Annotated in this window: 24 protein-coding genes and 1 riboswitch; of the genes, 8 read left to right on the top strand and 16 right to left on the bottom strand. The window is 36.5% G+C overall.

Annotation, left to right across the window (positions count from 1 at the left end; all coding sequences use genetic code 11):
• Window positions 1–361: 361 nt before the first annotated feature.
• The 10 genes from AC27G3_RS06670 to AC27G3_RS06625 form a co-directional block, all read right to left on the bottom strand.
• Window positions 362–880, bottom strand: a complete 519-nt coding sequence (locus tag AC27G3_RS06670) for a hypothetical protein (RefSeq protein WP_487119958.1) — start codon at window positions 878–880, stop codon at window positions 362–364.
• 202 nt (window positions 881–1,082) lie between these two features.
• A complete protein-coding gene (locus AC27G3_RS06665) occupies window positions 1,083–1,364 on the bottom strand; it encodes a YtxH domain-containing protein (RefSeq protein WP_487119956.1) in 282 nt (93 codons plus the stop codon).
• Between the two features lie 27 nt (window positions 1,365–1,391).
• Window positions 1,392–1,568: a DUF1328 domain-containing protein gene (locus AC27G3_RS06660; RefSeq protein ID WP_487119954.1), complete on the bottom strand. Its 177-nt coding sequence runs from the start codon at window positions 1,566–1,568 to the stop codon at window positions 1,392–1,394.
• 178 nt (window positions 1,569–1,746) lie between these two features.
• The gene (locus AC27G3_RS06655; protein WP_487119952.1) at window positions 1,747–3,729 is read right to left on the bottom strand and encodes a hybrid sensor histidine kinase/response regulator; all 1,983 of its coding nucleotides are present in this window, start codon (window positions 3,727–3,729) and stop codon (window positions 1,747–1,749) included.
• Between the two features lie 62 nt (window positions 3,730–3,791).
• Window positions 3,792–4,256, bottom strand: a complete 465-nt coding sequence (locus AC27G3_RS06650; protein ID WP_487119950.1) for a response regulator — start codon at window positions 4,254–4,256, stop codon at window positions 3,792–3,794.
• A 25-nt stretch (window positions 4,257–4,281) separates the two neighbouring features.
• Window positions 4,282–5,757, bottom strand: a complete 1,476-nt coding sequence (locus AC27G3_RS06645) for a sensor histidine kinase (protein WP_487119948.1) — start codon at window positions 5,755–5,757, stop codon at window positions 4,282–4,284.
• A gap of 36 nt (window positions 5,758–5,793) precedes the next feature.
• Entirely contained in the window at window positions 5,794–6,036 is a 243-nt protein-coding gene (locus AC27G3_RS06640) for a histidine kinase (protein WP_487119946.1), read from the bottom strand.
• Window positions 6,037–6,058: 22 nt separating this feature from the next.
• Entirely contained in the window at window positions 6,059–7,414 is a 1,356-nt protein-coding gene (locus tag AC27G3_RS06635; protein ID WP_487119944.1) for a sigma-54-dependent transcriptional regulator, read from the bottom strand.
• Window positions 7,415–7,557: 143 nt separating this feature from the next.
• Complete coding sequence (gene yfbR / locus AC27G3_RS06630; RefSeq protein WP_487119942.1) at window positions 7,558–8,169, bottom strand: 5'-deoxynucleotidase; 612 nt, start codon at window positions 8,167–8,169, stop codon at window positions 7,558–7,560.
• Between the two features lie 44 nt (window positions 8,170–8,213).
• On the bottom strand, window positions 8,214–9,428 hold the full coding sequence (locus AC27G3_RS06625; RefSeq protein WP_487119940.1) for a pyridoxal phosphate-dependent aminotransferase: 1,215 nt from the start codon (window positions 9,426–9,428) through the stop codon (window positions 8,214–8,216).
• 163 nt (window positions 9,429–9,591) lie between these two features.
• On the opposite strand from AC27G3_RS06625, the gene AC27G3_RS06620 reads away from it, so the two are divergent.
• Complete coding sequence (locus AC27G3_RS06620) at window positions 9,592–10,239, top strand: hypothetical protein (RefSeq protein WP_487119938.1); 648 nt, start codon at window positions 9,592–9,594, stop codon at window positions 10,237–10,239.
• A 74-nt stretch (window positions 10,240–10,313) separates the two neighbouring features.
• Here the strand turns inward: AC27G3_RS06620 and AC27G3_RS06615 are convergent, their stop codons facing one another.
• Window positions 10,314–12,023, bottom strand: a complete 1,710-nt coding sequence (locus AC27G3_RS06615; protein WP_487119936.1) for a proline--tRNA ligase — start codon at window positions 12,021–12,023, stop codon at window positions 10,314–10,316.
• A 233-nt stretch (window positions 12,024–12,256) separates the two neighbouring features.
• On the opposite strand from AC27G3_RS06615, the gene AC27G3_RS06610 reads away from it, so the two are divergent.
• Window positions 12,257–12,742, top strand: a complete 486-nt coding sequence (locus AC27G3_RS06610) for a GNAT family N-acetyltransferase (protein WP_487119934.1) — start codon at window positions 12,257–12,259, stop codon at window positions 12,740–12,742.
• Between the two features lie 39 nt (window positions 12,743–12,781).
• Here the strand turns inward: AC27G3_RS06610 and AC27G3_RS06605 are convergent, their stop codons facing one another.
• On the bottom strand, window positions 12,782–13,189 hold the full coding sequence (locus AC27G3_RS06605) for an RNA-binding S4 domain-containing protein (RefSeq protein WP_487119932.1): 408 nt from the start codon (window positions 13,187–13,189) through the stop codon (window positions 12,782–12,784).
• A gap of 199 nt (window positions 13,190–13,388) precedes the next feature.
• Window positions 13,389–13,471, top strand: a riboswitch (cyclic di-GMP riboswitch).
• 64 nt (window positions 13,472–13,535) lie between these two features.
• On the opposite strand from AC27G3_RS06605, the gene AC27G3_RS06600 reads away from it, so the two are divergent.
• Both AC27G3_RS06600 and AC27G3_RS06595 read left to right on the top strand, forming a co-directional pair.
• Window positions 13,536–13,883, top strand: a complete 348-nt coding sequence (locus AC27G3_RS06600; protein ID WP_487119930.1) for a DUF3718 domain-containing protein — start codon at window positions 13,536–13,538, stop codon at window positions 13,881–13,883.
• Window positions 13,884–14,038: 155 nt separating this feature from the next.
• On the top strand, window positions 14,039–14,410 hold the full coding sequence (locus AC27G3_RS06595) for a DUF2750 domain-containing protein (RefSeq protein ID WP_487119928.1): 372 nt from the start codon (window positions 14,039–14,041) through the stop codon (window positions 14,408–14,410).
• A gap of 162 nt (window positions 14,411–14,572) precedes the next feature.
• On the opposite strand, the gene AC27G3_RS06590 is transcribed toward AC27G3_RS06595, so the two are convergent.
• Window positions 14,573–15,682: a porin gene (locus tag AC27G3_RS06590; RefSeq protein ID WP_487119926.1), complete on the bottom strand. Its 1,110-nt coding sequence runs from the start codon at window positions 15,680–15,682 to the stop codon at window positions 14,573–14,575.
• A gap of 178 nt (window positions 15,683–15,860) precedes the next feature.
• The gene (locus tag AC27G3_RS06585; protein WP_487119924.1) at window positions 15,861–16,316 is read right to left on the bottom strand and encodes a methylglyoxal synthase; all 456 of its coding nucleotides are present in this window, start codon (window positions 16,314–16,316) and stop codon (window positions 15,861–15,863) included.
• A gap of 126 nt (window positions 16,317–16,442) precedes the next feature.
• Here AC27G3_RS06585 and AC27G3_RS06580 point away from each other — a divergent pair, with 126 nt between their 5' ends.
• Window positions 16,443–17,378 (top strand): glucosaminidase domain-containing protein, encoded by a 936-nt coding sequence (locus AC27G3_RS06580; protein WP_487119922.1) that lies wholly within the window; start codon window positions 16,443–16,445, stop codon window positions 17,376–17,378.
• Between the two features lie 86 nt (window positions 17,379–17,464).
• Window positions 17,465–18,520 carry a zinc-binding dehydrogenase gene (locus tag AC27G3_RS06575; protein ID WP_487119920.1) on the top strand — a complete coding sequence of 352 codons (1,056 nt, stop codon included), beginning with the start codon at window positions 17,465–17,467 and terminating at the stop codon, window positions 18,518–18,520.
• Between the two features lie 53 nt (window positions 18,521–18,573).
• Here AC27G3_RS06575 and ybaK read toward each other — a convergent pair whose 3' ends face one another.
• Entirely contained in the window at window positions 18,574–19,050 is a 477-nt protein-coding gene (gene ybaK / locus AC27G3_RS06570) for a Cys-tRNA(Pro) deacylase (RefSeq protein WP_487119918.1), read from the bottom strand.
• 39 nt (window positions 19,051–19,089) lie between these two features.
• On the bottom strand, window positions 19,090–19,305 hold the full coding sequence (locus AC27G3_RS06565) for a dodecin (RefSeq protein WP_487119916.1): 216 nt from the start codon (window positions 19,303–19,305) through the stop codon (window positions 19,090–19,092).
• A gap of 148 nt (window positions 19,306–19,453) precedes the next feature.
• Here AC27G3_RS06565 and sbcD point away from each other — a divergent pair, with 148 nt between their 5' ends.
• Window positions 19,454–20,761, top strand: coding sequence for an exonuclease subunit SbcD (sbcD, locus tag AC27G3_RS06560; protein WP_487119914.1), 1,308 nt, complete (start codon window positions 19,454–19,456; stop codon window positions 20,759–20,761).
• The gene (locus AC27G3_RS06555; protein WP_487119912.1) at window positions 20,758–24,516 is read left to right on the top strand and encodes an AAA family ATPase; all 3,759 of its coding nucleotides are present in this window, start codon (window positions 20,758–20,760) and stop codon (window positions 24,514–24,516) included. Before sbcD ends, AC27G3_RS06555 begins: the two co-directional genes overlap by 4 nt.
• Window positions 24,517–24,576 lie beyond the last annotated feature (60 nt).

The raw sequence follows: 24,576 nt of genomic DNA, 5'->3' as shown, positions 1-24,576 counted from the left end.
GATCCTCCCCCGATAAAACGGACACCAAAATCTAACTAAAGATGAGGTGTCTTATGCCAAAGTACAATAACCCAAGACGAACTTGGAAATACTCAAATGAGTTCAAAGTTAATGCCGTTGAGTATCGTGGACATGTTTACCAAAAGCATTGGAACGACATGGTATAATTGAATAGAAAATAATAATATTATTATTTTACTTGTATCAGGAGAGAATAATGAAGGTTTCTCAATGAAGTATATTAGTGAAAAATAGTTAGCAATAATTTTATTAGTACAGTGTTTTTCCTCATTTATTGCATACCTCCTGATTGCATAAGGAAGTATGATGGCTTGTATGACTTATTTATTCATTATCTTTATTATTTAGCCTTATTATTGAATTCTGAGTTGCTCTGAGGTGTTAAGTTTGTGCTGTTAGTGTTGTTTTTGGTTAGGTGTAAGAACAAACCCAGTGAAGTCAGCAATATTGCAGTACTTGATATTATTGCAACAGGGTAATAAAGGTTGCCCGCCAACTCTAATTGGCTATATTTTATGACCATAATTAAACCTTCTATCGACAAGGCTATACAAACCGTACCAATAAATCGCGGTATTGTTCTTCTCAAGCTTTCAATAACATCTTCTGTTTCTACATGATTGGAATACTCTTGATTAATTACTAAAGCCAGCTCGAAAACGGCGAGTGCAATTATGCTTGTATTAATACTACTTAAGAAAATTTGCATTATATCCACGCCATCGATAATGCCATGAACAATAGTGTTGCATAGTGAAAATATAATCGCGGCAGCCAAACTAAAAAATATAAAAGTAAAAACTTTGGCAAATAATGGTTTGATAGTTTTTGTGGTAATTGACGGTGTGGCTGAGGGCATGAGAGTTTCCTGGTTTGTAAACTGGAGCAATAATATTTATCGCTAAAAAGATGTTGTATTGATTGGGATAACCCTTTTAAAACAAGAGTGATAAATAAAATGGTTAGCAATTGTGCTAACCATTTTATAGTCAATACTCATGATTTATATGAGTTGAATTTGAGAAAATCGCCGTTAATTGGTGATACTCAAAATTGAAAAACTAACAATCAGTATCTTCAGCATCTAAATCCTTTTTTGCGTCTTCACAAGCATCTTCAATCGCATTTCCTGTGTCAGTTGCGACTTCTTTTACTTTATCTTTAGCATCATTAGCAGCGTCTTTGACTTTGTCAGTAGCATCTTCTGCGGCATCTTTGGTGTTAGAGATTGCTTGATCAATTTTTTCACCTGTTTCTTCAGCTTTTTCATCACTACAAGCACTTAAACCAAGTAGTGTACTAAGCGCAACTGTTAATATTATTGATTTTTTATTCATGTTCATAATAATTTTCCTTAAATAATTATATGGCTAAGCTTTTGGAGCTTTTCCTCGTAATGCATTGGCTATTAATGAGATAACTAGTAATACAACAAAGACAAAAAATAAAATTTTAGCGATTCCTGTTGCTGCACCTGCAATTCCACCAAAACCAAAAATAGCAGCGATAATTGCGATAACTAAAAAAGTGAATGCCCAACTTAACATTAGATTTCTCCTTTATTTTTTTGAATTACATTAGTTATTAAGCGAGAGTTGTGCCAAAAGGTTAAGTGGTTGTTATTAATAGTGAAACTTAGGTTTATGTGTTGCGGTGTGAAAAATAGATATTAATTAGTGGGTAAAATATACAGGGTGTTATGTAGTACTTGCATGGTTATTATCTTTAGTTAATAAACAATTGTTGCAACATTGCAGAATTAATTGGCTTAAGTAGGGCGCTATCTGCACCATAGCGATTTAATTCTTCTTTTGATACATCGTTACCGCTAACGATGGTAATGGTAGCGGTTGGGATTTTACTTTTAATCGCCGCACTAAGCTCTAGACCATTACCGTCAGGTAAATTCATGTCAATTAACATATGCTGCCAATTAGCATCTGTTTCAATTAACTCTTTTGCGTGTTTGATGTTGTGGGCAATTGTTACTTGTTTTCCTAAGGTGTTAAGCAATAAAGCGGTAATTTTTGCTGCGTCTACGTCATCTTCAACTAATAATACTTGTTGAGGTGTTTTTTCTGGTGCTTTTTTTTGGGGGGGCTTAGCAGCTGATGTGTTTAATTCTAAGTGCGCTTTAATTTTTTGATGTAATTCTTCTTTGTCTATGGGCTTGGCCACGACATCGCTAAAGCCTAAATCGTAAAGCTCTTGTGCCACACCTTTCATCGTTGCAGCAGTTATAGCGAATACGGGGGTTGTAATGTTTATTGTGTTTAGTTTTGACATAGCGCGTTTGCCATCAAGCACAGGCATATGAATGTCCATTAGCACTAAATCAAATGGCGCTTGAGTTTCAATATGTGACACAATGGTAGAGATAGCTTGTTGGCCATTTTTTGCATAACTAACATCCAAGCCGAACGATCGACAGGTAAAACCTAGTAATTTTCGAATGTCGTCGTTATCGTCAACAACGAGCACTTTTCCTGTAATTTTACTCAATAGCTCAGTGGTAGATGGGTAGTTATCAGAATCAAACGTTAACGTTTTTCGCTCGGTATTAGCAATTTTTCCCGGATCAATACACACGATAAATTGGCTGCCCCGTTCAAGTGTTGATTCAACTGAGATATTGCCTCCCATATGATTTAACAACTCACTACATATAGATAAGCCAAGACCAACACCTTCCTCGTTGCGCGAAACTATGTCTTGTACTTGTTCAAAGGGTTTGAATATTGTGGGTAATAATTCACTCGGGATCCCTATGCCAGTATCTGTAATTGAGAAATACAAACGCAGACCGTCATTTGTTTCATCAAGCCATAACGCAATATGCACAGAGCCTTTGTGGGTAAACTTTATTGCATTATGAATAATATTAATAAGTATTTGGCGCAACCTTAATGGATCAGCAATAATTTTAGTGGGTAACGCTGATTTGGCTGTTAAGCGTAAATTAATCCCTTTTTCTTGAGCAGACATCAACATTAATGTGTAAATATCAGAAATAAAATTTTCAAGAGAAATGGTGGTGGTATTTAATTCGAATTTACCTGCTGAAATTTTAGATAAATCCAAAACGTTATTGAGCAGCCCTAATAAATGCTTACCATTATTGAATATGGTGGACAATTCGCCTTTTATCGCTTGGTTGTTAGAGTCGCTTAGTAGTAATTCTGTATAACCTAAAATTGAAGTTAATGGGGTACGTAGTTCGTGACTTAAGTGGGCTAAAAACTTATCTTTAGAGCGGCTTTTTGTTTCTGCTTTAATTCGTTCAAGGCGTTCATTTTCAATATCTTTTCTTGCTAGAGCATAACGAATGGCGCGGTTAAATCTGGCACTATCGAGATCAGATTTTACTAAATAATCAACAGCACCTGCATCGAGTGCGCTGTTATCTAGCTCGCTGTCTATTTGTCCGGTGAGCATAATGATTGGTACAGAACAGCCATTTTCACTGGTTTGCTTTAGTACCGCTAAACCATTGAGTCCACCTAGCTGATAATCGAGTAAACAAATATCATGGTTGTTTTTTTGCAATAATTCCATCGCTTGACTGGGATTATCGACCCAGTCAATATCAAACTGATGGTTAGGCATTTGCTCAAGGTAATCGCAGGTTAGAATGTAATCATCTTCGTCATCTTCTACTAATAAAAGACGTTTTTTGTTCGTTAGTTTAGGCATAATTAGCTTAGACATTGTAAACTTAAATCCTGTGCACGCATACTTGCTCTCGTTTTATAAGGTCATTAAATTATTAATTAGTTAAGCGTTTGTTCATGGTGCGGCGGTAGTTCAACAAATTCAACCCAATATTTACCCAATGCCTTCATTAAATCCACTAAGCCTTCAAAGTTCACGGGTTTAGTAATATAAGAAGCAGCACCGAGCTCGTAGCCTTTTACCATATCTTCTTCTTGCTTTGATGTAGTTAAAATAACAACAGGAATGCTTCTAAGTTGTGGGTTGGCTTTTATTTCTTTTAACGCTTCACGACCGTCTTTACGCGGCATATTTAAATCCAATAAAATAAGACCAGGTCGAGGTGCGCTGGCTTTATCTTCAAATTTTCCTTGGTGAGTTAAGAAGTCTAATAACTCGACACCATCTTCAACAAAATAAAGTTCATTGATAACGCGACTTTCAGTGAGTGCATCTTGAGCAAGTAGCCGATCATCTTCATCATCGTCGGCCATTAAAATGACAATAGGTGTGCTTTTTTTCATGGGTAAGTTCCTAAAAATTTATGTTTTATGTTACTGGGGGCTCATAATCGTGAGGTATGCGCACCGTAAATGTTGTTCCTTGCTGTACTTTGCTTTTAACTTCTATTGTGCCGCCATGACGTTCTACAATACGTCGGCAGACAGCTAAACCAATACCTGTACCCTTATAAGCTGTTCGGGCATGCAGACGCTGAAAAGGAATGAATATTTTTTCGTCAAAGCTTTGTTCAAAGCCGATACCGTTATCGCTAATGTTAATAATATGCCATAACGTTTCTGTATTTAACGTGCTATCAAAAACAGATTCGTTAACATGGCTTATCGTTATTTGAGGGGCAATAGATTCTTGTCTAAATTTAATCGAGTTACTGAGTAGGTTTAAAAATAACTGACTAAGCTGGCTGATATCCCCATTAATTTCAGGTAAATCGTGATAGTTAATCACAGCTGCGCTTTCTTCTATCGCCACTTCAAGATCGCCAATTACCTCATCAACAACTTGTGTTAACGAGACAGATAAAAACTTTTTCCCGCGGGTGTTAATGCGTGAATACTCTAGTAAGTCGTTAATTAAATTAGACATTCTTTCTGCGGCATTTCGCATACGCTCAATAAAATCTAAGCCGCGTTCGTCGATAACATCGGAGTAACTTGTCGATAACCTATCACCAAATGCTCTTATTTTACGTAAAGGCTCTTGTAAATCGTGTGAGGCGACAAATGCAAAATCTTCTAATTCACGATTACTACGGGCTAACTCCTCTGAGTAAATGGTTAATTCTTGGGTGCGTATATTAACTTTTTCGGCTAATTCCTCATTACTAACTTCTAGTGATTGGCGATAAAAAAATTCAGACTTAGTGTTTAAGTAAACAAGCACGCCTATACCAACAAGTAACAAAAAACTAGTAATTGAAGAGATACTAAAGGTAAGTTTTGCTTCTTTCTCGGTGGCGGCCAATTGGGAATATAATTTATTGCGATATAGAATTTCACTACTTTTTATACGATAAAATAGGCTTGCCATTTCTTTATATAAACTTCGTCCTCGGCCCGTTAGTACAACATTTAACGCTAATTTCTCTTTGTCGGCTAATGCAAGGTCTACAGTTGAGCTAAGTTCAATCATTTTCATTTCAGCTAATTTAGCCAACTCTTTAATATTTTCTTCTTGATTAGCAATATCAGATTGTAAAGTCTGTACTAATTTAAGTTGTTCAATTACCTGACCAATCGCATTTTGATAAGGTTGTAAATAATCTTCTTTTTGGGTGAGTAAATAACCACGCTGTCCAGTTTCAGCTGCTAGCACTAAATTATGTAACTTATCTATACTAAGAATTATTTCACCCGTATTGGTGATACCTTTTTGAGTAATTGATAAATCATCTATCGTTTTTAACGCGAGTATTACATTTATAACGATAACACCTATCACAATAGAAAATATTAAGCCCCACGATATTTTTTTGTTTTCTAGTAGCCGCTCAATGTAGCTCATAATGGAAGATCACCTTAACTGCAATTATTGTACGTTTTAGTTAGACGCTTTAGACAGCTGTTCAAGTGTTTGACTGCATTCTTGGCAGGAGTTTATTATTTTATTCGCTGCTTCTAACGCTTTTTCAATTGGCATGTCATTTTCTAATACTAATTTTATCAGCTCTGCCTGCATAGAAATTCTATTTAGTGGGCCCCTAGCATCATGAATGAGTTGATTCACATTGTTGGGGCTCGTTTTATTCTCTTCTGGTTTATTTTCTTCTGGATTGTTACTCATGAGGAATGACTCCAAGCGTTATTTATTCTTCAAAATCTGAGTATGCATGTAAGCGGTTATATAAGGTTTTTATGCTTATGCCTAACATTTTTGCTGCAAGCGACTTATTTCCTTCAACTTCTTCTAAGGTTACTTTAATTAACTCCCGTTCAACATCTTCAATTGTGCGGCCTGCGCTTAAGCTATGTTGTTTTTCAGAAATTGATGAGAAGGGCGAGCGAAAGTTCTTAGGTAGCTCTATGTGGGTGCTGTCGATATCCGTTAGATCTGACATAATAAACGCACGATGAATTGTGTGTCGTAACTCCCTAATATTGCCGGGCCAATCGTAATCGGTTAATCGTTGAATTTGCGCTGCACTCCATTGACAGTTTTGCTGATATTCCTGGTTTAACTCTTCAAGAAATGCCGCTGCTAATAATGGAATATCTGTTTTTCGATCACGTAGTGGTGGAATAGCAATAGGGAATACAGCTAATCTAAAGTAAATATCTTCTCTTAATACTTTATCTTGAGCTATTTCTTCAACAGAACGGTTGGTCGCTGAAATTACTCGACAATTTACAGCTATTTCTTTTGTCCCGCCAAGAGGCGTTATCCGGTTGCTTTCTAATACTCTTAGAAGGTTGGGTTGCATGTCAATAGGCATTTCGGTTATCTCATCGAGAAATAATGTGCCGTCACCTGCTCGTAAAAATACGCCATCCTTTTTTTCTATTGCACCAGTAAATGCGCCTTTTTCATGACCAAATAATTCGCTGGCAATTAGATCTTTTGCAAGTGCGCCACAATTTGTGGCGACTAATTGTGTATCGCTATTGTTTTTTTGATTACTTTCGTTATGAACTGCCTGTGCGACTAGCTCTTTACCGACACCACTTTCGCCTAAAATCATAACGTTTGCTTGGGTTAAAGCAACTCGAGAGATCATTTTATAAACCTCTTGCATTGCTTCAGACTCTCCAATTAAGCAGCCAAAATGTTTTTTAGGCAGATTTTTGGATGATTTCTTTGATGTTTTTGAACTTGTTTGTGGTGTTAAGGCTTGTTCTAGATCTTCTCGTTGTAGCGGCTTAGCCAAATAATTTACTTTAGGCCCACACAAGCCTGTTAATACTCCTTTAACTAAAGGATGGCCTGTAATTAATGTGATAAATGGGGAATGATTTGATTTTTCGATATGGTCAATTAAATGTAATCCGCTGCCATCGGGTAGCATAAAATCTAAGAGTATGTGATCAAAGCTATTATTTTCTAGCCATTCGTAAGCTTCCTGTAAACAACTTGCCGTACAAATTTCATGGCCTAAAAATTCAATAATATGGCAAGCCACTTCGGTAAATTCTGTATCATCATCCACTAATAATATTTTTAACACGTTAATACTTGAGCCTCTAAGACATTTTATGACTCCATAAGCTAACATATTGTAAGGGTTGAGTCTTTATACTTGTTTGCTCTTTTAAAGTCGACTCAAGAATGGTAAGTACAAGTGAAACGGTTGAGTGTAAAAAATAGCAGTTAAACTTCATTAATTAAGAGTTTATCAACGCTTACAAAATGTGAAGGGAGAAAAGTTTTATTAAAGTATTTAACCGCTTTATATTGGTTTTCTAATGTTTTTAATTTGTGGCCAAGCCTAGACTCGGCATCCATAAACTCATCACCATTGCCATTTCTAACTTCTTGTTTTGTTTTTATGTATGCTTGAATAATGTCCGCACATTTTACAAATTCTGATTCTAAAGAGGGGGTTGGTCGTATGATTGCGTCAAATGCAGCTTGTAGCTCATCAGGAATATCGCTGATTATTTTTTCTTGAACAGCAGATTTAATTTCTTCGTAAGCGGCTTTCATTCCTGGCGTTGCATTTTTGGCGATAGTATTGAGATCGCCAGATAAAAGAGGCTCTTCACTTTCATGTACTTGGCAAATAGCTAAACAGTGATAGGGATCAATTTCATTATTATCAAAGACATGTTTTTCTATCAGCGCCAAAGTTAGCGCGATAGTGTTTGATTCGTATACATGTTCAGCAACATTCTCTGTTTCAGTTTTTCTCATCAAAGGCCATCGCTGTAAATACCTCATTCTGTTTAGTCTAGCGGTTAGGCGTGAAGTTGCTGTACTCATGATGATCCCTTTATTTATGGTCGATAGGCACTATTAAAATAATGTTACTGTTTGTATGTGTTGAAAAATGTTTTAAGCCTTTCTAGCGCGGTACGAAGTTCATCAACGTGTGGTAAAAAAACTAAACGAAAATAATTATTCTCTTGAATATTAAACGCTCTGCCATGGGCTAAAAGTATTTTTTCTTGTTTAAGTAAGTCTAAAATCATCTTTTCATCATCTTTGATATTGAATTTTTCTTTATCGACTTTTACAAATAAATACAATGCTCCCATTGCAGGGTTACAAGATAAACCATCAATTTCGTTGATCATTTGATGGGCTAGGTTGCGCTGTTTAATTAATCTGCCATCACCTTTAATTAACTCATTAATACTTTGGTAGCCGCCAAGTGCTGTTTGTATTGCATGTTGCGAAGGTACGTTAGCACACATCCTCATTGATGAAAGTAGGGTTAACCCTTCGATGTAGTCTTCAGCATGTATTTTAGGGCCTGTAATTACCATCCAGCCGGCACGAAAACCTGCGATACGATAGTTTTTTGATAAACCACCAAAAGTAATAACAAGAACATCGTTAGCTAATCTTGCTGTAGGGATATGTTTGGCTTCATCAAATAAAATTTTGTCGTATATTTCATCACTATAAATAATGAGTTGATGTTTTCTCGCTAAGGCAATAATTTCAAGTAATACTTCTTCAGAATAAACTGCGCCTGTTGGGTTATTCGGATTAATTAATACTAACCCTTTAGTTTTACTCGTTATTTTACTTTCAATATCTTTAACATCTGGAAACCAGTTATTTGACTCGTCACAACAATAGTGGACGGGCTTACCACCAGAAAGAGATACCGCAGCCGTCCATAATGGGTAATCTGGTGCGGGGATTAATACTTCATCGTCGTTGTCTAATAGGGCTTGCATTGCCATAACAATAAGCTCGCTTACACCATTACCAATGTAAACATCGGCAACACGTACATCTTTTATTTGCTGTTGCTGAAAATATTGCATTACTGCGACGCGAGCTGAATAGATACCTTGTGATTCACTGTAGCCTTGAGAGTTGGGTAAGTGGTGAATTACATCTTTTAAAATATCATCAGGGGCTTCAAAACCAAAAGGGGCAGGGTTACCAATATTGAGTTTTAGAATTTTGTGTCCTTCGTCTTCTAGACGGCGGGCTTCAACAGCAATTTGTCCTCTAAGATCGTAACAAACGTTGTCGAGTTTTGGTGATTTTTTAATGCGTTTCATGGTGCCTAATTCTCAGTATGTGTATAGCTTTGCGATTCAACTCCATTGTTGCCAATATTTTCCGGTATTGAAACAGTTTCTTGCAAATTTTTTAATGTAATTTATTTATAAAAAGCTATTCTGGTTATTAGTAGGTTAATTACGTAGAAAGTCTGAGGTGTTTATGGCGTTACCTTTAATTATTGCAGGGGCCGCAGCATTGTCTGCCTTAGCTGTGAATGGCTTAAACGGGGATCGTAGATCTCAGCAAAAATATCGCCGCAAGTTAATGAGGCCGCAAACGCTTGACGACTTTAATGAATACCAATCAAGCGTGGCGATATACCCAAGTGATTTTTTAGACTCATCGCGAACTGTTGAACCTGAAATAGGCGCTATTGTTTGTTGTGGTATAGGTGGTGTGCTAGATCACACTGGCATATGGATAGGTGATAATTTAATTGTAGAGCTTGGCGGTAACGGGTTAATTAAAGCAGTTTCTAGCGAGCGCTTCATTCGTGAACGCTCTGGTAAGCAAATATTTATTGCGTGCGATTCTACAGGGGCGCCTTTAGTTAATGAAGCGGCAGCGTTATTGGCAACTCAGCAGATTTATCAATATCGTGACTATCATATGATAAACAACAATTGCCACCACTTTATTTGGCAATGCTTTAAACCTAATGACCATTCGTTAACGACTTTTAAATCGTTAAATGATCGACTAGCCAAGTATTTCAATCGTGTGATTTATTGGGATGTATGTCAAATAATAAACTTTACCAGCGAGCTCGGTAAGCGTTTGAAGTCATTCTCTAGAAATAGAAAATAATAATCTATAAAAAAATACTCTTCCAATAAATTATTACTGGAAGAGTATTAAATGATGTGTAAATTTTTAGAGTTTTAAGAAAATAAGCTCATAATGTCGTCAATTGCCATCATAGATTTTTCACCCGTTATACGGTTTTTAACTTCAACTTCTTGATTGTCTAGATTACGTTCACCAATAATAAGCAAATAGGGAGTGCCGATTAATTCGTGATCGGCAAACATCACGCCTGGACGCTCTTTTCTGTCATCAAATAATACTTCAATACCAGCAGCTTTAAGTTGGTCATACATATTTTCGGCGGTTTCTTTAACACGTACTGATTTAGCCATGTTCATTGGCACTATTGCCACTTGAAATGGGGCAATCGCAGAAGGCCATTTTATGCCATATTTATCGTGATTTTGCTCAATAGAAGCGGCCACAATACGTGAAACACCAATGCCGTAACAGCCCATGGTTAGTATTTGGTTTTTACCAGCTTCTGTTAACACGCCACACTTCATTGCTTGGGCATATTTATCGCCTAGTTGGAAAATATGACCGACCTCAATACCACGTTTGATAATAATATTGCCATTACCACAAGGGCTTGGATCGCCTTCAACTACATTTCTAATGTCTTCAACGGTATAATTGCTACAATCTCGGTCCCAATTAACACCGGTAAGATGAACACCATCTGTATTTGCACCACAAACAAAATCAGCTAGGTGTGCAGCGCTTCGGTCAACAATAACTGAGATAGATAAGTTAACAGGACCAATCGAACCCGCATTACAATTTACAGCTTGTTGAATTTGCTCTTCACTGGCAAAAGTTAATGGTGAAGCAATTTGTTCAAGATTTTCTGCTTTAATTTCGTTGAGTTGGTGATCACCGCGAAGAACTAATGCCACAATTGGTGCGGTTTCATTTTCTTGTGCTTTACCTAGGACAAGTAAGGTTTTAACCGTGGTGTTGAGATCAACGTTTAAAAACGTACTAACCTCGTCAATGGTTTTAGTATTCGGGGTATCAACACGGGTTAATTCTTGACTTGGTGCAGGGCGCTCTCCTGCAGGTGCTAATGCTTCAGCTTTTTCGATATTTGCAGCAAAGTCACTTTTATCACTGAATGCAATATCGTCTTCGCCAGAATCTGCTAGCACATGAAATTCATGTGAAACGGCACCACCAATTGAGCCTGTATCAGCAATTACTGGGCGATAATCTAAACCTAAACGTTCAAATATACGACAATAAGCAGCAAACATTGCATCATAAGTACTTTGTAAACACGCTTGAGATAAATGAAAAGAATAAGCGTCTTTCATTAAAAATTCACGACCACGCATTACACCAAAGCGAGGGCGTATTTCGTCTCTGAATTTAGTTTGAATTTGAAAAACATTTAACGGCAGCTGCTTGTAGCTATTAATTTCATTGCTGACAAGTTTAGTGATAACTTCTTCATGCGTTGGACCTAAAACGAAGTCACGCTGATGTCGATCATTTAATCGTAAAAGCTCAGGTCCGTAATCGTCTAATCGACCAGACTCTTCCCATAAATCAGCAGGTTGAACCAGCGGCATTAACACTTCGATAGCGTTAGCACGTTCCATTTCTTCTCTGACAATGTTTTCAACTTTTTTTAATACCTTTAAACCTGTCGGCAACCAAGTATACAAACCTGAAGCAAGATTACGCACTAAACCCGCGCGTAACATTAATTGATGACTAACAACCTCAGCGCTTGCTGGGGTTTCTTTTAAGGTAGATAGTAAATATTGACTCGTGCGCATTGCTAGGATTTTCCTCGGAATAAGATCCGTAAAATAAAAAGCGTGTTATATATTGCGCACATTCTAACAGGGCGGCTTATCAGGTGTAAGTGATATATTGTCCTTTTTAACAAAAATTTAGCGTTTATCGTTGTTAAACAAAGTGGCAATAAAATATATCTATTGCCTGTTCTTTAATATTGACTGGCGTATAGTAACGTTAAAAAATAGAGATCCTAAATGGGAAGCTACCGATGAATATACAACTTATACGCGCCGATTATAACGATAAACAGCAAAGCGAGGACTTAATTGCGCTATTAAATGCTTATGCTATAGATCCTATGGGAGGAGGAGAACCTCTTGATGATTATGTTCAAGAAAATCTGATAACGTCTTTAAAACAGCGAAAAGATGTTTTTTCTATTCTTTGTTATGTAGACAACGAAGCGGCAGGGCTTTTAAATTGCATTGAAGGTTTCTCTACTTTTAGCGCAAAACCTGTGATGAACATACATGATGTTACCGTTTTACCTAAATTTAGAGGATTGGGCTTAAGTGAGAAGATGTTTATTGAAGTAGAAGCGTTGGCTAAAGAAAAAGGTTGTTGTAAGCTCACTTTAGAAGTTCTAGAGGGCAATGAAATTGCCAAAAATGCTTATAAAAAGTACGGTTACTCTGGATATGAGTTAGATCCTAAAATGGGAAAAGCAATTTTCTGGCAAAAGAAAATTACTTAATCATTATAAATTACGTTCAATGAAACCAAAATAACCAAGCTAAAATGAAATAGGTCTTCTTCTACCGGCAGTACTAGGTGTTGGGCTTATTTCATGTGTATTGTTTGAGGTTGAAGGTTGTGCTTTATTACCATTTTTTTTACTTTTTTGTTTTGTAGGCTTTTTGCTTGGAGCAGCAGCTATTTTAATAGGCTTTACAGTTTCTACTTTACTGTTGGCATTTACGACGACTTGAAACACTTCACCATTAAATTCAACAATGTCATTTTCATAAACTTTTTTTCTTTTTTGATATTCCACTTCATTGTTAACAAATACATATCCTTCGCTGATCACAATTTTGGCTTCGCCGCCACCGCCAACTAAATTAGCGACTTTAAGTAACTGGCAAAGTGGAATAGGTTGCTCACAAATTTCAACAACTTGATATTCAGGGATGTCTTGCATGTTATTCTCAATGAAAGTGTAAAATAAAATTAATCTGAGTGCTCAACACCGAGTTTAACATGTCTATCAGCAGGTTGTAATGAGTATCTAAGTACAAATGTATCTATTTGTTTACAAAATTAGCAAGAATTAGTTTAAGTTATTGGCCAATTTATCTTTTAAATTATCACCTAATACTTTTTATCTGTATAATACGCCGCAGCAGAAACGGCAACATACTTGAAAAAGTATTACGCAAAGCTACCGGTCTAAGGGGAAACCTATGACAGCGGGGTCTCCTAGCAAATAAAGGGTCGCTTTGATGTACGTTTCACTTATTTAGTTAAATTGTAAATTAAGGTCTCTAATGAAAAAGTTATTAGTTGTTGTTTCTACTCTTGTTCTCCTGTCTACGACTTACAGTCCTGTTGCTAGTGCTTCTAATGTGGCACAAACGCTTTGTGAATATGTTTCTGCAGACGATAAAAAACGTCTACGCTCTTACTTAAAAAGTAATAAATTAAAAATTCGTCAAATTTTTGATGGCGTGCAATGTAATGGTCAAAATTTATTATCGTTTGCTTCATCTAATAATGCGGTTGAAACAGGCACATTAATGATAAACAAACTGCCTAAATCACAAGTTAAAAAAATCATAGCTTCAATTAACTCATCAGCACTTAGCGCTGCTGCTCAAAAACGTATTAGTAGCTAATACTAATATTAAAGAATTGCTCGTGTTTACCTGTTTGGGATGCTGTTTGCATCCCTTTTTTTATTCATCGTTTAATACCCCTCCATTAAGTTTGTTCCCTAAACAAATACCTCGTATAATTGCTTCAAGTTTATATTTATTAATAAAGAGTTCTAATGACTTGTGAAACTACAAATAACTCGAACATCCTTGCTGAATTTTTAGCGAGTGTAAAAACTAGCCAAACACTATGGGCATTGCAAGATAAAGAGAGTGAAGATTGGGTTGTGCTCGACTCAATTAATTTTGAGAATACTGATGTGATGCCGTTATGGTCTGAACAGTCGTTAGCTAATCAGCATTGCACTCAAGAGTGGGCTAACTATGTGCCTGCGCAAATATCACTAAGGGATTGGTTTGAATTTTGGATCGAAGACTTAAATAGTGATGGCGTTATTATTGGTATAAATTGGCCTGAAGATGGTGATTGCACAGAGTTAGAATTAGCCGAATTTACTCAAAGTTTAGCGGAAGTAGAAAAGCTATAGCCGAAAAACTTAACTGACATTAGTACTCATACTACTTTTGAAGGAATATTATTCAAGTTTCCTGTAAACTGCAATTTAAGCCGTTAAAGAAAGCCGTTAAAGCGATTTTTCAAAAAAATAACGGCTTATATAAACTATTTATCATTATCCACTATTAACCACTTACCAATAGCTACGAAAAGCTAACGTTACTCCCCAGCCATTATATTTTCCGCCATCATTTGCTGTGTCTTTCATTTGAGTATACTGCGCTCCTAAATGAACTTTAAGCTTGTGTTGGTTAATTAAGTAATTCATTCCGGCATAAATTTCACGGTAGTTATCGCCTTTTCCTGCGATATTTTGATTTTCATACTTTCCCAGTCTAATACCATTAAGGTGCTGACTATCTAGGTAGGTATATCGCATTACCCATTGTATTTCTTTGGTGTGTTGATAATAAGGCATGACGACAAGCCCCCATAAATCACTTTGTTCTAAATCGCCTTGACCATAAGAAGCATCGTTCCACATATGCCATTTGCCAAAGTTTAATTTGCTTGAAAAACTGACTACATGACTAAAATCACGGGTATTGCCTTGTTCATCTACATCGTTATATACATAATCTAGAGTCACTTGCGCTTTTTGCCATAACGGCGTTTTATTATAATTAGCCGTTAATGATAAAAGGGCAAAGTAACTAGCGCCTGTTAGGCCAATTTCGTTAGAATCATCACTCGAAAATATACCGCCTTTATACGACATATTGTTATCAAACCCGCCTTGTATACTAATACCAGTGAAGTACTCAGCGGTAAACCATAAATTATTCGTTAAGTTATTTCTTTGCGGTGTTAAAAGTTTTTTTGATGACGTCCTGCCATCTAAAGTAAAGCCAGCCGAGTGTTTTAGTACTGTTAACTTCATGTTTTTGTCGAGTAACCAGCTTAAATTTGCGTCGGTGAGGCGTTCATATTTTGCGCCATTATTAAGGTCTAAACTGGCTTCTAAATCTGCATTAATATGGCCATATTTTGCTTTAAAACCAAAACGAAAGCGTCGCCACAGTGTGTCGCCATAGTCATTGTTGTGATCATCAAAATATGCGGCATCGCCTTGAAGTCGTCCAGAGAGGTTTAAAAAATTACCTTGTTCATTTTTGTATAATTGCGCATAACGCCAATATTCATCTAAGTTATAGTCTTGAGCAAGTAATGGTGAAGATAATGCTAATGATAGTGTTGTTGTTGCAAAAAATTTAGGTAAAAATGCAGGCGTTTTATGGTTCATTTTTTGAATGATAAATACATGGTGGTATAAGTTATTAGTGAGTATAACAAAGACTTGGGGTATGTTAATAATAAAACCTTATTTGAGTCGATTTAGCGATTATCGAGATATAAAAGGTTTTATTATTTAAAGGCTGACTAGCGTTTTCTTCTTAAAAAAGGAGAGCGCTAGCAAATAGTTATTTCCTAGCTTCAAGGTAGTTATGGTAATCGGGTATCGATTTCTCAAACGTTTGATCAAATAAAGAAGAGTTAATAATAAAATCAGCGGTTGAATGGTTACACGCAACAGGGATATTCCAAACAGCGGCTAAACGCAGTAGGGCTTTTACATCGGGATCATGTGGTTGTGCTTCTAACGGATCCCAAAAGAAAATTAGCATATCTATTTTTTCTTCGGTAATTAATGCACCTATTTGTTGATCGCCGCCTAATGGACCGCTAATGAGTTTATTCACTCGTAATGTGGTTTCTTGCTCTATTAAAGCGCCTGTGGTGCCAGTTCCAAAGAGTTTATGGTTGAGTAATTTGTCTTGGTATTCTAAGCACCATGAAATTAAATCAGCCTTCATATTATCGTGCGCCACTAAAGCAATAGACTTTTGCTTAGCAGAAGTAATCGTTTTGTATTTCATGTTCGTTGTATCGTTAATTAAGAGTAATGTACTTTTTGCAGTTAATTTACAGTAAGTTTATTATTTGTAAAGGTGAATAAATTAAAGCAGTCAATTTAAAGCAATCAATTTTAATTAGGGGTTCTAGTGCTAAAATTATCAACAAAAATTTGGTGTCTAACTGGCGGTCTTGGCTTTTCAATGCTCGGCTTTGAAGCTCAAACAAATGAGCAAGTGGTTTCAAAAAGCTCGACCAGTGCTCATCAGACTAAAGGAAAAGTTCTTCATGTAAAAATTAATACCTTAGACGATATTAATGATTTGTTTCAATCACTCAATTACACTGATAAAGATTGGCAAGAAGGCAACAGAGAAGTACCAAGAATTACTTTTGACTCTGTTGGAGAACGATGGCACCACTCTTCAAAAAATCTACCAGTTAACGTTAAAAAAGAAATTTTTTTTCGTGTAATGGGACCATTAGTTTTAATGTCTAATGAAAATATCCTCAAAGAACGAGTATTGGTTCGTGAAGCAGAGCTTGACTCACCTGTACTTAAATTAACCGCTATAAAATATCATGTACTTAAAAGCGATAATCAAAAAATGACTGAAACTAAGCGAAAAGCATTATTGAACAGAGTTGATATAATGCCGCCTTCGTTAGTGTTAGCTCAGGCTGCTAAAGAAAGTGGTTGGGGAACATCTCGGTTTACGATTGAGGGTAATGCCTTTTTTGGACAATGGGATTTCAGTGGTAAAGGGATGAAGCCTAAGAGACAACGCAAAGCATTAGGTGATTATGGTTTGGCACGATTTGAAAGCCCGTTAGCGTCGGTAGAAGGGTATATGCTGAATATTAATACGACAGGGGCATATAAAAAGCTTCGTCAATTAAGAGAAAAGCTACGCGATAACAAAAAAGAAATAACCGGATTAGTGCTTGCAGATACCTTGGATAAATACTCAGAGCGTGGTCAAGCATATATTGACGAAATTAAATCTATGATTCGATATAATAAATTACAGTTGGTAGATAATGCTTACCTTTCAGATAATAATATTATTCATCTAATTCAATAGCTCATTCATTTTATTCACTTTAAAGTTAGCAACTAAGGCAATTATTTGTGTTAGTCTGAGGGCACTTGAATTTCTTGGAAGTAACTATGACTGCGATAATTAATAACGCAACTGAAATGGTAAATAAAGGTTTTTCACTCAAGCTTTTTGATGATGCCGAAGCCCCGTCTTCTGAGCGAATTAGCTTAATCAGCAAATCAATTCCGGCACTTAGAAAAGGTCAGGTATTGGTAAAAATGTTGTCTGCGCCTGTTAACCCATCCGACTTAGTTTATTTGTTAGGAAAATATGGTTTACCACCGCAAGATGGTGCTTTCGTTGGCTTTGAAGGCTGTGGTGTGGTTGTTAAAGCAAATGCTGGTATTTATGGAAAATACCTTGAAGGAAAACGTGTTGCACTTTCTGCTCAACCTGGAATAGATGGTGTTTGGGCTGAATACGCCATTACCAAAGCCAATTTCTGCTTACCTGTTAGAAAAGAGCTAACTGACGATCAAGCGGCAACTATTATCGTTAACCCTTGTACTTCAGTGTGTTTGATTGAACGGGCCATTGAGCTTAAAGCAAAAGCCATCGTTATTAATGCCGCAGCGAGTCAAGTCGGAAAAGGTGTAATTCGTTACGCTAAAATGAAAGGCATTAAAACTATAGCAACAGTACGAAGTGCAACAAATGTTCAACCGTTAAAGTCTTTAGGGGCTGATGCTGTGTTGTTAACGACCGATGAAGAATACAAAGCTAAATTGAAAGAAGTTTGCTATCAATTTAATGCAACGGTTTTACTTGATGCCGTTGCTGATAAAGACACCCCAGAAGTATTAAATGCGATGCCGAATAACTCCACCGCGATTGTTTATGGTCGATTAACCGACACTCATAATCCTATTGGCGGCATGTTTGGTGTGGCGGATGTTATTTTTCGAAATGTAAAAGTAGAGGGCTTTTGGTTGGCTAAATACATTGGAGATGCTACTCCTTGGCAAGTATTATCGTTAAGCCGAAAGGTGCAAAAATTATTTGCTCAAGGGATTTTTCAAACAGATATATATGCCAGTGTTGGCTTTGATGATTTTGCTAAAGCCATTGATCATTACGCGAATAATAAAAGTGATGGCAAGGTGATATTAAAACCTAATGGCTAAATTATATTGAACTAACTAACAGTATTTATTGATTGAACAGTTAACTGTCTCGGTTAACTTGCTAAGTCGGCAAATGTCGCTTGAGTTACTTTTGCTAAATCATTTGCCGATAATTCGATCTCTAAACCGCGTTTTCCACCACTAACAAAAACAGTGTTAAATGATGTACTGCTTCGATCTATGATAGTTGTTAATCGCTTTTTTTGTCCCAAAGGGCTAACACCACCAAGTACGTACCCTGTAGTGGTTTCAACCCGTTTAGCATCGGCCATTTTCACTTTTTTAGCCTTTAACGCTTTAGCCATTGCCTTTAAATTCAATTGATTTTCAACAGGAACAATAGCAACAGCAAGTTGTTCGCCATGGTTTGTTACCGCATTAACGACTAAGGTTTTAAATACTCTACTTGCATCAACGGCTAATTTTTCAGCTGCTTCTAGTCCAAAAGAACTCGCGTTGACATCGTGAATATAACTATGAAGTTCAAAAGCAATTTTTTGCTTTTTTGCTTGGTTAACCGCAGGCGTCATCTATTTTCCTTAATACAATGTATTGGCAAGTTAATCTTGTTAACTTGCCTCAACTCTAAAACCAATTTTTAATGTTACTTGAAAATGTGCCACCGTATCATTAACGATATGACCACGTGTTTCAACTACTTCGAACCAATCCATGTTTTTAATGGTAATTGCACACTCTGAAATTGCACTTTGAATAGCCTCCTCAATACTATTAGGAGAAGTACCAACAATTTCTAATTTTTTATAGGTGCGATGATTAGACATATTTTATTCCTTACTGAGTAATTATTGTATTTTTTAAAGATAGTTGAGTGCACTGTTTTAGCCAGTAAATAAATATAAAAGTCATTATTATTCAGTTAGAATAGCCGGCAATATAAAAAATAAAATAGCTTAGGTTTTAGTGGTCAATATGCGCATTATTCATACTTCTGATTGGCACCTTGGTCAAAATTTCTATGGAAAAAGTAGAGCAAAAGAACATCAACAGTTTCTAACATGGCTGTTAGAGCAAGTTAAAACTCATCGTGTTGACTGCGTTATTGTGGCTGGAGATATATTTGATACAGGGACACCGCCAAGTTACGCAAGAGAAATGTATTTTGATTTCGTTGTTAGTATTCATCAACTCAACTGTCAGTTAGTTGTTTTAGCGGGTAATCATGATTCTGTTGCTATGTTAGCAGAGTCTAAAAAACTGTTGAAAAATTTATCAACTACTGTAATTCCTAATGCACAATCTATTGATAGTCATACGAGTAGTACCCTAGACGAACAAGTTTTTTATTTAACAGATCACTTAGGTAAGGCACAAGCTGTTATTTGTGCTATTCCGTTTATCAGACCTCGTGATATTTTAAAAAGCCAAGCGGGGCAGTCAGCAAATGATAAAAATCAATCGCTGCAACAAGCCATAAAAGATCATTACCAAGGCTTGTTTAAACATGCACAAAGACTTGCCAGTAAAGCAGGAGAAAAAGTATTACCCATAATTGCTACTGGGCACTTAACGACAGTAGGTGTTACCTTAAGTGAGTCTGTTCGCGATATTTACATTGGCACTCTTGAAGCATTTCCAGCGAATGCGTTTCCTGATGCTGACTATATTGCGTTAGGTCATATTCATCGCAGTCAAAAAATAGCTAAAACTGAGCACATTCGTTATTGCGGCTCACCAATCCCATTAAGTTTTGATGAAGCAACTCAAACGAAGAAAGTGTTAATGGTCGACTTTAACCATAACAAACTCGAGAAAGTAACCGAGCTTGAGATTCCAAGTTTTCAAGCCATCATGATGATAAAAACTCGTTTGAATGATTTGGTCGACACTGTAGTTGAACATATCAAACAATTTGAAATGCCAGTGAATGCTAAAACTGCTCAATCGCACGAAGCAAATAATAAACCAGAAGATCAACAAAAAATTTGGTTAGACATTGAAATTGAAAGTAGCGACTACTTGCAAGATCTACAAAATAGAATAACTCAGCTTATTAGTGATTTACCCGTTGAAATTTTGTTAGTAAGGCGCAGTAAAAAATCTCGTTCAGTGATGCCAAATAATCAGAAAAAAATCACGTTAAATGAGCTTACCCTTACCGATGTTTTTAATACCCGTCTCGAGCAGGAGAGCTGGCAAACAGAGGAGGAGTTGGCTCGTAAGTCTCGTTTAAAGGTTTTGTTTCAACAAGCTGTTTGCGATGTTGAGGGGCAATCATGAGAATTTTAAGCCTCAGATTTGAAAATATTAATTCTCTTAAAGGCCAATGGAAAATTGATTTTAGGCAATCGCCTTTTGATAATTCGGGTTTGTTCGCTATTACAGGTCCCACAGGCGCGGGTAAAACCACAATTTTAGACGCTATTTGTTTAGCGCTTTATCATCAAACGCCACGATTAACGATATCAGATAAACAAAATCAATTAATGACGCGCCATACTGCAAATTGTTTAGCGGAAGTTGAGTTTGAAGTTAAAGGACAAGCTTATCGTGCTTTTTGGAGCCAACGACGAGCAAAAAATCAATTAGAAGGTAACTTACAAAAACCAATTGCTGAGTTGGCCCTTATCAATGACGAAGATTGCGATCAAATTTTAGCAACTAAGGTTTCTCAAGTCCGCAGTGAAATTGCCCGCATTTCGGGTTTAGACTTTTCACGATTTACTAAATCGATGATGCTATCTCAAGGGCAGTTTTCAGCTTTTTTAAATGCGCCAGCTAATGAAAGAGCCGAGTTACTTGAAGAGTTAACAGGTAGTGAGATATATGGTTTAGTCTCACAACAAGTCTTTGAAAACCATAAACAAGCACAAAACCAGCTGAAGCTATTAGAAGCGCAAAGCCAAGGAGCAAGTTTATTATCCACTGCACAAGAAGAGCAGTTGAAGAATGAATTAGAGGCTGTATTAAAAGAGCAAAAAAGCCATCGTCTGTTACAAGAAAGTTGGCAAAAAACTCATGTATGGCAATCAAAAATGCATGAGCAGCAACAATTGGTTAAGCAAGCACAGCACAGAGTCAATGATGTTAAAGAGCAGTCGTTAGCAGCAAAAGATGAATTGTCTCAACTTGAGTTGTCTGAGCCAGCAGAAAATTTACGCATACCTTATCAAGAATATCAGCAACTGCTGAACCGGTATGAAGTGCAAAAAAAATCGTTAGTAGAGTTAGCTGCACAAATTAATACTAGCGAGCTAAAAGCCAAGAGCGCAAAAGAAAAACTTAATCATGTATTGCTTGAACAAGCAGCGAAAGAAAAAGAGTTTGTCGAAACGGAAAATTTAATTGCAGAAAAAATACTGCCACTCGATAGTCAAATTTCGCACCAACAGCAACAAGTCACACTTTTAGATACTGAGCATGCCGCTTGTCGTAATGAACTTGAGCAATATAGCAAAAAACAAAACGAACTCTTGAAGTTAAATCAACAAAGTTTAAAAACTTTGGCGGATATTGAACAGTTTTTTAAGGCGTATCCTTGGGTTAAACAGTTACCGGAAAAACTACCTTTATGGCAAAATCAGTTTACTGGTTTAATGCAAAGTAGCTCTGCGATTGAAAAACTTGAGCAACAGCATGGTGAATTGGTTAACGAGCTTAAGCAGCTCAATAACGATAAACAATCCCATGTAATCGAGTCAACCGGTAATGACAATGATGTAGAAAGTTTATCATCAGCAATCAAACAGCTACAAGATAACAAGTTAACTTTACTGGCTAACTACACAAACGAAAAGGCTAATCAATCAAACCATCTTAATGAGCAAGCTCTACAGAGCCAGCTTCAATTGATGCAAAGCCGACAATCTCTTACAACTCAGTTAGTATTTAATGCTCGACGGTTTTCACAACTCGTTGAAGAAGCCGAAAAAAACCAACAACAAATTCAGCTAACTGAACAGCAAACTTTAGCAGTGTCAGACGAGTTGACTGCTTGTAGAAATAGTTACCGAGCTGAAAAGCAACAATATGATGATGTAAAATTAATTGTCACTCAACAGCAAACTATTATGGCGCTTAGCGAGCATAGAGACAATTTACAAGCAGGACAGTCTTGTCCGTTATGTGGCTCAACTGAACATCCATTAATCGAAAGCTATCAACCAATTAAAGATAGTCAAATGCAAGAAAGATTGAATGACTTTGAGAAAGCGTTATCGGCATTAGAGCTAAAAGGCAATGACTGTAAACTCCAACTAAGTCAATTAGCATTAACGACTGCCACTTTAAAAGAAAGCCAGATAAAAAATAATAATGAGCAATCAGAACTGTCAGCCCATTGGCAAGAACATGCCGTTTCCCTTGAGCTAAATTACCCTATAGCGCGGTTAAATTTTATTGAACAATGGTGTAGTGAAACTGAGGTAAGGTATCAAAAACTATTGTTGTTAAACGACTCGTTAATGAAAATAAATGAGCAGATTAATACCAAACAACAACAGTTAGCGACTATTGAAAAACAACAATTAAACCAAAAAAATCAATTACAAATTTTTGTTAATCACATTGAACAAAAATCGCTGTTGTCTGCTCAAGTTTTGGAGCAATTAACAATAAAAAGGGCAGAGCTTGAAGATAACTGGTTGTTAGTAGTTACCGATATTAAACAAGTACAAAATAATGATGAAGTGCCATGTCCTACCAAGGCGACTTTTGAGCATTGGTGGCAGGAGCAACAAACCTTAGTTGAGCGTTTTCACCATGCAATGAAAAATCAGGTGGTTGAACAAGAAAAGCAAAGCCAATTCGCTCATCAAGGTGATTTTAATAACCAAAACATTGAGAAAATTGAAGCACAATTAGAAAAAATTATCACAGAGTACACGCAATGTAATGAAACCATGCAGGCCATTAAGAATGAACGCTTTAAATTGTTTACTGATAAAAAAGTGGCACAAGTTCGTCAACAAATATCATCGTCAAGAGACAATGCAAAAGCGGTTATAACCACAGAACAAAATGTCGTTAATAATCTGACTGATCAACTTAATATTTTACAAGGCCAACATCAAGCAAACAGTAATCAGTTAAGTGAGTTAGACACGCATTTGCAACGAATAAAAGAAGATTGGTTAATTTGTTTAACGCAGAGTATTTTTACCGATGAGGCGCATTTTTTATCCGCTTTACTTCCAATTGAAAAACGTGACAATTTAAAACGATTACAACAAGAGTTGAACAGTAATAAACAACAAGCTGAAGCAGTGCTAGATCAATATAATCAGCAACTTAGTTTATTAACACAAGAAAAAGGTACTTTACCTCAAAATCTTGTTGATAAATCTTTAATCGATTTAACTCAAGGGTTAGAAGAGTTGCAAACACAGCATGATCAATGGCAACTCAAACAAGGTGAGCTTAATCAAACTTTGAGTCAAAATAACAGTAAACGAGAGCAACAACAGTTATTGCTGCAACAAATTGATGCACAGCAACAATCATTAGACGATTTAGCTCACTTAACGGCATTAATTGGCTCTGCACAGGGAGATAAATTTAGACGTTTTGCTCAAGGTTTAACGCTAGAGCACCTTGTTTATTTAGCGAATCAACAATTGTTAAGGTTACATGCTCGTTACCAACTGCAATGTCAAAATAGCGATGCACTCACACTTGAAGTGCTTGATACTTGGCAAGCTGATACAGTAAGAGATACTAAAACCTTGTCAGGTGGGGAGAGCTTTTTGGTTAGTTTGGCTTTGGCGTTGGCGTTATCAGATCTGGTTAGTGCTAAAACGAGTATTGATTCTCTGTTTTTAGATGAAGGCTTTGGTACATTGGATAATGATACACTGGAAATCGCATTAGATGCATTAGATAACTTAAACGCCAGTGGTAAAATGATTGGTGTTATTAGTCATGTTGATACGTTAAAAGAGCGTATAGCAGTTCAAATTAAAGTAAAAAAACGTAGTGGTCTTGGCATCAGCTGTTTAGATAAACAATTTGAATTTACACCTCAAGAATCGCTATAGATCGCCCTAAATTATAACAATAAATGTCGACTCATTTGCCCTTAGAGTTCGATTATGATG

The organism is Colwellia sp. SU-HH01217 (assembly GCF_057543495.1).
Note: the sequence above shows the minus strand (reverse complement) of the source record. Positions and strands in the feature narration are given on the sequence as shown.

What these genes read in the sequence shown, in the direction of transcription:
- sbcD (WP_487119914.1), top strand. Translation starts at nt 19,454, where the DNA reads ATGCGCATTATTCATACTTCTGATTGGCACCTTGGTCAAAATTTCTAT.
- AC27G3_RS06665 (WP_487119956.1), bottom strand. Translation starts at nt 1,364, where the DNA reads ATGAACATGAATAAAAAATCAATAATATTAACAGTTGCGCTTAGTACA.
- AC27G3_RS06605 (WP_487119932.1), bottom strand. Translation starts at nt 13,189, where the DNA reads ATGCAAGACATCCCTGAATATCAAGTTGTTGAAATTTGTGAGCAACCT.
- AC27G3_RS06595 (WP_487119928.1), top strand. Translation starts at nt 14,039, where the DNA reads ATGACTTGTGAAACTACAAATAACTCGAACATCCTTGCTGAATTTTTA.
- AC27G3_RS06575 (WP_487119920.1), top strand. Translation starts at nt 17,465, where the DNA reads ATGACTGCGATAATTAATAACGCAACTGAAATGGTAAATAAAGGTTTT.
- AC27G3_RS06640 (WP_487119946.1), bottom strand. Translation starts at nt 6,036, where the DNA reads ATGAGTAACAATCCAGAAGAAAATAAACCAGAAGAGAATAAAACGAGC.
- AC27G3_RS06660 (WP_487119954.1), bottom strand. Translation starts at nt 1,568, where the DNA reads ATGTTAAGTTGGGCATTCACTTTTTTAGTTATCGCAATTATCGCTGCT.
- ybaK (WP_487119918.1), bottom strand. Translation starts at nt 19,050, where the DNA reads ATGACGCCTGCGGTTAACCAAGCAAAAAAGCAAAAAATTGCTTTTGAA.
- AC27G3_RS06645 (WP_487119948.1), bottom strand. Translation starts at nt 5,757, where the DNA reads ATGAGCTACATTGAGCGGCTACTAGAAAACAAAAAAATATCGTGGGGC.
- yfbR (WP_487119942.1), bottom strand. Translation starts at nt 8,169, where the DNA reads ATGAGTACAGCAACTTCACGCCTAACCGCTAGACTAAACAGAATGAGG.
- AC27G3_RS06555 (WP_487119912.1), top strand. Translation starts at nt 20,758, where the DNA reads ATGAGAATTTTAAGCCTCAGATTTGAAAATATTAATTCTCTTAAAGGC.
- AC27G3_RS06620 (WP_487119938.1), top strand. Translation starts at nt 9,592, where the DNA reads ATGGCGTTACCTTTAATTATTGCAGGGGCCGCAGCATTGTCTGCCTTA.
- AC27G3_RS06670 (WP_487119958.1), bottom strand. Translation starts at nt 880, where the DNA reads ATGCCCTCAGCCACACCGTCAATTACCACAAAAACTATCAAACCATTA.
- AC27G3_RS06590 (WP_487119926.1), bottom strand. Translation starts at nt 15,682, where the DNA reads ATGAACCATAAAACGCCTGCATTTTTACCTAAATTTTTTGCAACAACA.
- AC27G3_RS06585 (WP_487119924.1), bottom strand. Translation starts at nt 16,316, where the DNA reads ATGAAATACAAAACGATTACTTCTGCTAAGCAAAAGTCTATTGCTTTA.
- AC27G3_RS06655 (WP_487119952.1), bottom strand. Translation starts at nt 3,729, where the DNA reads ATGTCTAAGCTAATTATGCCTAAACTAACGAACAAAAAACGTCTTTTA.
- AC27G3_RS06615 (WP_487119936.1), bottom strand. Translation starts at nt 12,023, where the DNA reads ATGCGCACGAGTCAATATTTACTATCTACCTTAAAAGAAACCCCAGCA.
- AC27G3_RS06625 (WP_487119940.1), bottom strand. Translation starts at nt 9,428, where the DNA reads ATGAAACGCATTAAAAAATCACCAAAACTCGACAACGTTTGTTACGAT.
- AC27G3_RS06565 (WP_487119916.1), bottom strand. Translation starts at nt 19,305, where the DNA reads ATGTCTAATCATCGCACCTATAAAAAATTAGAAATTGTTGGTACTTCT.
- AC27G3_RS06650 (WP_487119950.1), bottom strand. Translation starts at nt 4,256, where the DNA reads ATGAAAAAAAGCACACCTATTGTCATTTTAATGGCCGACGATGATGAA.
- AC27G3_RS06600 (WP_487119930.1), top strand. Translation starts at nt 13,536, where the DNA reads ATGAAAAAGTTATTAGTTGTTGTTTCTACTCTTGTTCTCCTGTCTACG.
- AC27G3_RS06610 (WP_487119934.1), top strand. Translation starts at nt 12,257, where the DNA reads ATGAATATACAACTTATACGCGCCGATTATAACGATAAACAGCAAAGC.